At 65.2% G+C, this 2,408-nt stretch carries 1 protein-coding gene; it reads left to right on the forward strand.

What is annotated here, in order from left to right; genetic code table 11:
• Positions 1 to 2,408, forward strand: a 2,408-nt coding sequence (locus tag EN879_RS32185; RefSeq protein WP_164774715.1) for an efflux RND transporter permease subunit, incomplete at both ends; no start/stop codon positions are given.

Below are 2,408 nucleotides of genomic sequence, written 5' to 3' on the forward strand. Positions count from 1 at the left end.
CCTTCGTGCTCAACACACTGATTGCGGTCGCCGGCCTGGCCGCTTTCTACGGCGTCGAGATCCGCGAACTGCCTGATGTCGACCGCGCGGTCGTCACTGTTTCCACCACCTTCGAGGGCGCGGCGGCCGAGACCGTCGACCGCGAACTGACCGACACGATCGAGGGCGCCGTCGCCCGCGTCTCAGGCGTCAAGTCGATCTCGTCGTCTTCCTCGTTCGGCTCGAGCCGCGTCACCATCGAGTTCAACGACGGCGTCGATCTGAATGTCGCCGCCTCGGACGTGCGTGATGCTGTCGGCCGCGTCGCCAATCAGATGCCCGACACCGCCGATCCGCCGCGCATCGTCAAGGCCGACGCCAATTCCGACGCGGTGATGCGACTGGCGGTGACCTCGGACAACATGTCGATCCAGGACATGACCGTGGTGGTCCAGGACCAGATCGAGGACGAGCTTGCCGCCGTGCCCGGCGTTGCCGACGTCCAGGTCTATGGCGACCGCGACAAGATCTTTCGCATCGATGTCGACCAGAACAAGCTGGCCAGCCTCGGCTTCACGGTTGCCGATCTCAGGGCCGCCCTTGCCTCGGTCGCTTTCGATTCCCCTGCCGGTTCGATCACCACGACCAACCAGGACCTGATCGTCCGCACGACTGCCGACGTGACCACGCCGGAAGAGTTCGAAAACATCATTGTCGGCGGCACGACGCGCATCCGCGACGTCGCCACCGTCACGCTCGGTCCCGACGTCGGCCAGACCACGCTGCGCTCGGATGGCAAGACCGGCATCGGCATCGGCATCATCCGCCAGGCGGAATCGAACACGCTGGACATCTCGACCGGCGTCCAGTCCGCCGTCGCCAAGCTGCAGGAAAACCTGCCCAAGGGCATGTCGATCAAGATCACCAGCGACGACGCCGTCTTCGTCAAGGGCGCGGTGCACGAGGTCGAGATCGCACTCGGCCTGTCCGTGACCATGGTGCTGATCGTCATCTATGTGTTTCTCCTCGACTGGCGCGCGACGCTGATCCCCGGCCTGTCGATGCCGGTCGCCATGATCGGCACCATCGCTGCCATCTATCTGGCCGGCTTCTCGGTCAACATCCTGACCCTGCTCGCTCTGGTGCTGGCGACGGGACTGGTCGTCGACGACGCCATCGTCGTGCTCGAAAACATCGTGCGACGACGCAATGAAGGCATGGGGCCCCGCGCCGCCGCCGTGCTTGGCGCGCAGGAAGTGTTTTTCGCCGTCATTGCCACCACCTTGACGCTGGTCGCCGTCTTCGTGCCGATTTCGTTCCTGCCCGGCCAGACCGGCGGCCTGTTCCGCGAATTCGGCTTCGTGCTTGCCATGTCGGTGCTATTGTCCTGCGTTGTGGCGCTGACGCTGTGCCCGATGCTCGCCTCGCGCATGCTGACCAGCGCATCGCTCCACCACGAAGGGGGCCATGGCATCGGCGCCCGCATCGGCGGCGCGCTCAATACGGCCTACAAGCGCGGCCTACACGCCTGCCTCGACGCGCCATGGATCGTGCTTCTGGTCGCGGTGCTGTTTGCCGGCACCGCCTTCACGCTGTTCGGCACCATCCGCCAGGAGCTGACGCCGACCGAGGACCGCGCCGCCGTGCTTCTGCGCATCAGCGCCCCGCAAGGCGTCAGCCTCGACTATACGACGCAGCAGATGCAGAAGATCGAGAGACTGATCCAGCCGATGCGCGATTCCGGCGAGATCCGCTCGACCTTCGAGAATGCCGGCCAGAACGGCTCCTACAATTCCGGCTTCATGGTGATGACGTTGGCGCCGTGGAACGAGCGCAGCCGCAGCCAGCAGGAGATCATGGCCGAGATCAGCCAGTTGACCAGGCAGGTGCCGAGCGTGCGCATCTTCCCGGTACAGCCCAACAGCCTCGGCATCCGTGGCGCCGGCAACGGCCTGCAGTTCGCGCTGGTCGGCAACGACCGCAAGGCGCTCGGCGACGCAGCCGTGAAGATCATCGCCGAGATGCAGAAGGACGCGCGCTTCCAGACACCGCGCCTGTCGATCGACCCGACGCAACCGCAGCTCGCCGTGGCCATCGACCGCGAGCGCGCCTCCGACCTCGGCATCGACATATCGGGACTGGCCAACACCTTGCAGGCCATGCTCGACGGCAACGATGTCGTCGACGTCTACATTGCCGACCGCAGCTACGGCGTGAAGCTGGTCTCGACCACCAATCCGATCAACGATCCGACCGATCTGGAAAACATCTTCCTGAAGACGGCAGACGGACGTTTCGTGCCGATGTCGACCATCGCCACGCTGACCGAACGTGCCGTACCGCCATCGCTGTCGCGCGAACAGCAGCAGCCCTCGGTGGCCATCACCTCCAACCTCAGTGGCGACTTCGCGCTTGGCGACGCGCCCACC

The organism is Mesorhizobium sp. M7A.F.Ca.AU.002.02.1.1 (assembly GCF_003998535.1).
Classification (GTDB): Bacteria; Pseudomonadota; Alphaproteobacteria; order Rhizobiales; family Rhizobiaceae; genus Mesorhizobium; species Mesorhizobium ciceri.